The organism is Pseudomonas sp. OV226, from assembly GCF_003148705.1.
Taxonomy (GTDB): domain Bacteria; phylum Pseudomonadota; class Gammaproteobacteria; order Pseudomonadales; family Pseudomonadaceae; genus Aquipseudomonas.
In genome coordinates this window covers 1-6,850 of record NZ_QGGS01000044.1, presented here as the reverse complement: position 1 = coordinate 6,850, position 6,850 = coordinate 1, and the positions used below count along the sequence as shown (strand labels likewise).

Annotated in this window: 7 protein-coding genes; 2 read left to right on the top strand and 5 right to left on the bottom strand. The window is 54.5% G+C overall.

Annotation, left to right across the window (positions count from 1 at the left end; translation table 11 throughout):
• Positions 1–713: 713 nt before the first annotated feature.
• From xerC to C7534_RS32730, 3 genes are read right to left on the bottom strand one after another with little or no spacing between them, the layout of a single operon-like run.
• A complete protein-coding gene (xerC, locus tag C7534_RS32070; RefSeq protein ID WP_109788250.1) occupies positions 714–1,811 on the bottom strand; it encodes a site-specific tyrosine recombinase XerC in 1,098 nt (365 codons plus the stop codon).
• Between the two features lie 12 nt (positions 1,812–1,823).
• Positions 1,824–4,025, bottom strand: a complete 2,202-nt coding sequence (locus C7534_RS32065; protein WP_218278100.1) for a toprim domain-containing protein — start codon at positions 4,023–4,025, stop codon at positions 1,824–1,826.
• On the bottom strand, positions 3,953–4,888 hold the full coding sequence (locus C7534_RS32730) for a CHC2 zinc finger domain-containing protein (RefSeq protein ID WP_218278099.1): 936 nt from the start codon (positions 4,886–4,888) through the stop codon (positions 3,953–3,955). The genes C7534_RS32065 and C7534_RS32730 overlap by 73 nt, the downstream gene beginning before the upstream one ends.
• 98 nt (positions 4,889–4,986) lie before the next feature.
• Between C7534_RS32730 and C7534_RS32060 the strand changes: the two genes are divergently transcribed.
• Positions 4,987–5,382 (top strand): helix-turn-helix domain-containing protein, encoded by a 396-nt coding sequence (locus tag C7534_RS32060; RefSeq protein WP_218278098.1) that lies wholly within the window; start codon positions 4,987–4,989, stop codon positions 5,380–5,382.
• Entirely contained in the window at positions 5,379–5,957 is a 579-nt protein-coding gene (locus C7534_RS32055; protein WP_109788249.1) for an RNA 2'-phosphotransferase, read from the top strand. The genes C7534_RS32060 and C7534_RS32055 overlap by 4 nt, the downstream gene beginning before the upstream one ends.
• Here C7534_RS32055 and C7534_RS32050 read toward each other — a convergent pair.
• Positions 5,918–6,343 (bottom strand): hypothetical protein, encoded by a 426-nt coding sequence (locus C7534_RS32050; protein WP_218278097.1) that lies wholly within the window; start codon positions 6,341–6,343, stop codon positions 5,918–5,920. The two genes, C7534_RS32055 and C7534_RS32050, sit on opposite strands and share 40 nt — an antisense overlap.
• On the bottom strand, positions 6,340–6,597 hold the full coding sequence (locus C7534_RS33135; protein ID WP_146206234.1) for a hypothetical protein: 258 nt from the start codon (positions 6,595–6,597) through the stop codon (positions 6,340–6,342). Before C7534_RS33135 ends, C7534_RS32050 begins: the two co-directional genes overlap by 4 nt.
• Positions 6,598–6,850 lie beyond the last annotated feature (253 nt).

Genomic DNA, 6,850 nt, shown 5'->3' with positions numbered 1-6,850 from the left:
CTTTGGGGTTCAAAGGGGTTTCCCCTTTGGTACGGTCGACTGGTTACGAATGGCGCAGCTCATTTGTAGACAGTCGGTAACGTGCCTGTTTTTAATAAAACAAAAAATGAGTGTACCCCACCCTACCCCTGGAATACCCCATGTTTACCCCACAAGTACCCCGCGAATACCCCCGAGCACCCCAGGTTTACCCCAGAAATGCCCCAGAAATACCCCTGAAATACCCCAGAGTGCCTCTGAGTTGCTCTAAATTGCTCTAAATTGCTCTGTGTCGGCCCCGCTGGCTCTAAGTTGCTCTGATTTGCACTAATCGAGCACAAAACTCGCAAAGCTGCATGCACTGCGCATAGACACTGCATGAACAATCCATCAACAAGTTATTGCAGGTCATGGACAATCTATAGACAAGGCATGGCAACTCATGAGCAACCCATGAGCAACCCATGAGCAACCCATGATCACGGCATAGACACCGCTACGCCCAGCGCAATCCACACGTTTGCTATTCGACTCGTAGAGGCGGCTTTTCGGGATTCAAAGGGCTCCCCTTTGGCACAGGATGTATACATCCATGGCGTGCCTGTATTTTTTGCTGTTGATTGAGGCCGCTGCGCGGCCTGCGGGGCTGTCAGGCATTTGTAGGGAGGTTGTCAGGCCTTTGTCATGGCTCCTGATGCTCGTCAGGCATATGTCAGGCGTTTGTCTGCCATTTGTCAGGCCTGGTCGCGCTCTTCATCCGCTTCGGCATCCAGGGCCGTTAACAGGGCTGTGACAGAGTCATCTGAAAGGATTTCAGCCGTGGTTTCGCTCACCGCTTTTTGCCGTAGCAAGCGCGCCGGATGAGTGGCCGTGTGAATGTCCTTGAGCGCCCGGATGCTGACCTGAGTGTAAATCTGCGTGGTGTTCAGGCTGACATGTCCGAGCATGGCCTGGATGAAACGAATATCGGCGCCGTTCTCCAGCATCAACGTGGCCATGGTGTGACGGAATAAGTGGCAACTGCCACGCTTGCCGATGTTGGCTTTTTCGATATGTTCGCGCACCAGTTGCGTCAGGCGGTTGGGGCTAAATCCTTCGCCCTGCTGGGTCAAAAACAAGGTGCCATCGTCCTGACCCAAGACAAAATGGGGCCGGACGTCGTCGCGGTATTTGGTGATCCAGGCCAATGCCCGCTCGCCGATGGGAATCATCCGGTCTTTTTTGCCCTTGCCTTGGCGAATCATCACCGTGCCGCGTTCGTAGTCGATGGCGCTCCAGCTCAGGCCAATCAACTCCATGCGGCGCATGCCGGTGCTGTAAAGGGTTTCGAGCATCGCCCGGTCGCGGATGCCGGTCGAGGTTTGGGTGTCCGGCACATTGAGGATGCGTTCGGCTTCGTCGCTGCTGAGGATGTGCTTTGGTAAGCGCTGTTCCATCCTCGGTAGATCGAGGTCAGAAGCCGGGTTGTAAAGGATACGGTTGGTTTTGGTCAGCCACTTGAACCAGACTCGAATCGGCGTGATGCGCACCGTTTGGCTACGTGCTGACAGCGCTTCGCCATCGGCTTTTCGGTAGAGAAAAAGATGACGCTGGTAGCGCTCCAAAATCGGTCGGGTGATTTCCTGGGGGCGGGTCAGACCGCGTTCATCACACCAGCGAATGAAGGCAATCAGCAAGTGTTCGCGGTTGCCCACGGTGCGCTCGGAATAGCCACGCTCACGCTGGTATTGCAGGAACTGTTTCATCTGAAAATACAGGCTGCCGGGGTCGCCCAGCGGGCCAATTATTTGTTCCGAAACACGCTGCTTTTTGCTCTCGCCTTTTTTCGGCATAACCACCTCGACTTAGACAGCGCTGGACAACGCGGAGTGGTTTTTTTGTAGCGGCTGGAGCAGTGGTTTTTGATTCAGGCCGACCGCTTTGGACTCAAGCCCAGAAACTACGTGGCTTTGCGTGTGGTTCAGGGTGTCCGACTGAGTACCGACCATGGCCCGACCTGAGTCCGACCGTTCTTCCGACTCCCCCGACCGGGCAGATTTGTTGTCTAGCTGGTCGGCATCAATCAGGCCCATCAAGTGCGGTTGATTAGCGCCTTTGCCGTCATACGTGAGGGTGTATTCATGGGCCAAACCCTTGCGGTGTAATAGTAGATATTCCAGTTCGGTCAGTCGGCCCAGGTGGATTTTTAACTGGGTATCTCCCCAGCCGGTGGCCTCGCGCACGTCCTTGCGACCAAAGCGAAACTCGTTTTCTTTGAGTCCCTGCGCTTGGCTTCTGGCCTCGACCCAACCCTGTAGCAACTCCAGTAACCGGCGTGTTTGCGGTGGCAGTTCGTCCAGGGTGCGCCCAAGAATGTCGTGGGCCAGCCGGTTGGCCAACACGATGTCGCCCTGCGTGACCTCGATGTAGGCCAAGGCTTTGCCTCGGTGTTCGACGTGTTTGACCGGGCGCTGATGTTGATGCAGCAAGGCAATGCAGCGAATCAACGTCAGGTACTTCATGTGGTCACGTCGGGTGCGGGTTTTGTCCGAAAGAAAGGTCAGCTGATCAGCGAACGGATTAACCACGGCCACGGTTTTGATCAGCCGCTGGGCGTTCTGATGCAGGCGAGTAATCGCCTGTTTTTCAGCGTCGGCCAGCAGGCCGTCGAGGGTTTGTTTTTTGCGTTGGGCGGCGTGAATGGCTTCGGTTTGTTCGCGGCTTTCGTTGATGGTCAGCACCAAACAACGGTTGAGCAGTTCTTCGTCCACGTCGATCGCGGTGGTGGTGAGCATCAGCATCACCGGGCCTTTGACGCTGTATTGCTTGGTGATTAAGTTGCCGGTGGCTTCGTCCTTGCCGGTGCTGGCAATGGTCAACTCGCCGTCCGATTGCAGCAGTTTCAAGGCATAAGCCGCTTGGCGAACGCCTTCCTCTTCGGCGATGGCCAGGATCTTGTGTTGCAGATCGGTTTCGCCGAGGTAAAAAAGACTCTGGCCGGTCATGGCGCTGTACTGGATGCGTTCTTCTTCCGGCATCAGGTTCAACACGGCGTCCATCAGCGAGCTTTTGCCTGCCGCGCTGGAGGACTGAATCAACACGGCCAAGGGCTGATCCAGCTTTCGAGAAACGGCGGCCAAGTACCCGGCCAGCAAGTTGTAGGATTCACCAACCACCCCGCAGCGGGTCAAATCGGCTTCGATGCGCTCGATCAAGTTCGGGGCACGCAGTAGGTTCAGCGCCGCTAGCTCATCCTCGGCGCTCAGCGTCGGCGTGGTTTTTTTCGGGGCCAGTGCCGCTTGGATCGCCGCTTCCTGCAAGCCTTCCAGCTTGAGCAGCAGCTTGCCCAGGTCGCGCTTGATAATTTCATCCGGCACGCCCAGCTCGATGCTCGCCTGTTTCAAATAGCTGTAGCGGGCTTTGGCCGCGTACAGGTCGAAGCTGTCCACGTAATAGGCCGCTTCGCGGCCCGCTACGGGCTCTTCGGCAACCTCGCGGCGCACCTGCACATTGACCCGCATTTGTTCCGGGCCAAGGTTCTTTTTCCAGCCGCGCACTCGCCAGCGGCGGTCGGCCACGGCCAACAACAGATCGCCCTGGGCGTTTTCCGAAAACTGATCGGCCTGCGTTGCCGACTCGAAAACAGGCACACCCGGCACTGGCGGCAGAACCGTTTCTGACTCGGAAATTTCAGGTACTAGAGCCACCGCCGCAACGGCCTGCGGCGCAGCGGCTAAAGAAAAAGTGGTTTCTCGCTCGACCGAAACCGGCGCGCCTTTGCCCTGCCACAGCGCCTGTTGCAACAACTCCCCCAGTGCCTGCGCCGGGTTGTTCACCTGCAAGGCAAAGGCATTGGCGTCCATGCCTTGCGGAAACAACAGGCGAAACACTTCGACGCCGGCTGCACGCAGGTCCTCGGCCAATTTTTCGGCGGCGGTATCGCCTGCTGAATCGCGGTCGAAGGCGATCACCACACGCTGGGTGCCATGGTGTTTCAGGGCCTGCCAATGGTCTTGAGAAAACCGTTCACGCCATAGGCGCTGATGACGTTGCGAAAACCGGCACACCAAAAGGTCATGGCGTCGATCAACGATTCGCAGAGAATCACTTCCCGACTAGCCCGCAATGCAGCCTCATTCCACACCCCGCGCAACGGCGTGGCCAAGTACATATGCCGGGGCTGATTGGCCGGAATTTTATTGTTCGGCTGCATCCGCCGCCCATACAGCTGCATCACTCGCCCGGATTGCTCGGGCTGGGCGCCGTCTTCCAGCCCCAACACCGGCACGACCAAGCAACCGTTTAAATGTTCGTGCCCGGTCGAACGCAACACACCCAAGCTTTGCAATTGCTGACGCATTTGGCGACCGGCCAAGGTATGCCCAGCGGGCAAGCGGTAAGTCAGGGTTTTATTGGCATAACCCAGCTGAAAATGCTCGACCAGCTCGGGATGATTCAGGCCGCGAGACACCAAATAGGCCAGCGCTTCGGGCGATTGTTTGAGATTGGCATGGTAGAACTCGGCCACCGAGCGCAACAGCGCGGCGTCTTCGACCGCCGAAACCGCAGAAGCTGAAGAGCTTGCGGCTAAAGAAGGGAGGTGTCGAGCATGACTGCGGGTCACCCCGACTTTTTCCGTGTTCTCCAGCGGTGCGTCGTTGCGCAGCAGTTGCACCGCGTGCGGCAACGACACACCCTGAGTCTTCATCACCCAATCGATCACCGAACCGGCGGCCCCGCAGCCAAAGCAGTGATAGAGGTTTTTCTCGTCGGAGACCGACAGGCTGGGAGTACTTTCGTCATGAAACACGCAGCACATGACCCAATCCTTGCCGCGCTTTTGCAGCTGATGGCCCTGCGACTGAATCAGTCGAACCAGTGACACCTCACGCTTGAGGCGTTCCAGCTCGGCTTCGGGGATGCGAGCCATTCAGTATCTCCTCAGAACCTTGTCAAGTATCTCATCAGGGATTATTGTAAGCTCCACATAGATACTTTCGTCAACCCTCATCAGAACCAGAGGTGACAATGCCAGGCATCGACCACCACCAAGGCTTGTTCTGGATGAGCTTCACTGAACGCTTCTTGCGACTACGCAAGCAACACAGCCTGACCCAACAGCAAATGGCTGACACCGTGGGAATCCATATCACCCAGGTAAAACGCTATGAATCCGGTGAAGCCCAACCATCGCTTGAGGTGCTCAAGAAGGTGGCAGTGGCCTTTAATGTTTCTACCGATTGGCTGGTGTTTGAAGAAAACGAGCGCGAACCGCAGAACGAGCTAAAGCTCAAATTCGAAGCTGTGGTGCAAATGGACGAGGATGAACAACGCTCTGTTCTCGCCCTACTCGATGCGATGATTTTGAAACACCAAACAAAACGATTTTTTGTACCCAGTCCAGAGTCAAAACAGCAACCATGAACAGCAAGCAGCTCAACGAGACAAGCAAGTTTCTCAGCTATGTACTGCGACATGAACCGCAGTCCATTGGACTTCAGCTAGACACGGAAGGCTGGGCAGAAATTGATTGCTTAATTGCAGGCGCAGCTAAAGAAGGGCGTACTCTAGATCGTGAATCGATCTTGGCCGTTGTCAGCAGCAGTGATAAGAAGCGCTTTGCTATTTCCCACGATGCGCAATACATTCGCGCTGTGCAGGGGCATTCAACTGAAAGCGTAAACCTCCAGCATATTGAAAAAGAGCCGCCCGAGTTTCTGTACCACGGAACAGCCACTCGTTTTCTAGAGTCAATTCAGCAACAAGGATTAATTGCGGGTTCTCGCCACCATGTACATCTATCACAAGACATAGCCACAGCCGTAGCTGTCGGACAACGATATGGAAAACCTACTGTGCTAAAAATTGAAGCCCTGCGGATGCACCAGCAGGGCTTCAAATTTTTTCAAGCTGAGAATGACGTATGGTTAACGAGTAGCGTCCCCATTTTTTTTATGCATCAGGAACAGCCCTCGTCTTCGACCCGCTCAGCTTTATAGCGAGCTGATTCTTCTTTGGCAGCACTAAACCATTCAGAGAAACCAGAGTAAGAAAAGTTATCCCAAGGGCTTGATTTTGGCCTTGAGTAATCATAAATCCGAACAGCTAAATCCCCTCCCTCGCTTCCATCAAAACAGGCGAGAACTACCCATCCATCATTATACAACCCAGACTCATCTTGAATAATTGCAAATGGGACCAGAGTGCTCCCTGGGAACTTCAAAAGCATAGAGCCATAATAAAAGAGAGAGCGCCCCATATCTTTCGTTAGAAATTGCCAAGGCGCTACATCTATCTCACCAGCCAAAACTACACTTTGATAATCAATAGGGAATTGAAAGCCATCCGGCAAAATTGGAAGGTCATATAAAAAAGGCTTCATCATTTCCCGCCTCCAGAAATACGTGGTGGCTCTGTTGAACCGTAAGGATTGGAAGCAGAAAACCCGCCTGACTGCTTGTTTATACGACCAGTAATGGCCTCTCCCCAAGTATTAAAATTCTGCCACCCTCTAGCCTCTTGAATAGCTGGCGTCAATGGATCATCAAATCCACGAACGCTAGCTTTAACGTCGATCCCCGCCTCTCTGGCTGCGGCAATTCGAGTATTATCCATACTAGTCAGCTTGCCATCAGGCATTTTTACGACGTCAACTGGATCACCTTTCCAGCCATTAGTCCGCATGCTTTGGACTAAATCGTCGTATGTGTAATTTGTACCCGTTACGCGGTCAGTTTTATTGAATGAAACGCTATTTTGCGAGAACCGAATATCATCAGCCGCATGAAGCGTGGCACTGCCTGCGCCTTTTGCACCAACAGTATCACCCGACGCGAATTTTGTTGTCTAGACCCGTTGCGCCATATGGGGCGCGGCCTGTGGGGCTTTCGGT

Coding starts and splice junctions, on each gene's coding strand:
- xerC (WP_109788250.1), bottom strand. CDS start 1,811: ATGCCGAAAAAAGGCGAGAGCAAAAAGCAGCGTGTTTCGGAACAAATA.
- C7534_RS32730 (WP_218278099.1), bottom strand. CDS start 4,888: ATGGCTCGCATCCCCGAAGCCGAGCTGGAACGCCTCAAGCGTGAGGTG.
- C7534_RS32060 (WP_218278098.1), top strand. CDS start 4,987: ATGCCAGGCATCGACCACCACCAAGGCTTGTTCTGGATGAGCTTCACT.
- C7534_RS32055 (WP_109788249.1), top strand. CDS start 5,379: ATGAACAGCAAGCAGCTCAACGAGACAAGCAAGTTTCTCAGCTATGTA.
- C7534_RS32050 (WP_218278097.1), bottom strand. CDS start 6,343: ATGATGAAGCCTTTTTTATATGACCTTCCAATTTTGCCGGATGGCTTT.
- C7534_RS33135 (WP_146206234.1), bottom strand. CDS start 6,597: ATGCCTGATGGCAAGCTGACTAGTATGGATAATACTCGAATTGCCGCA.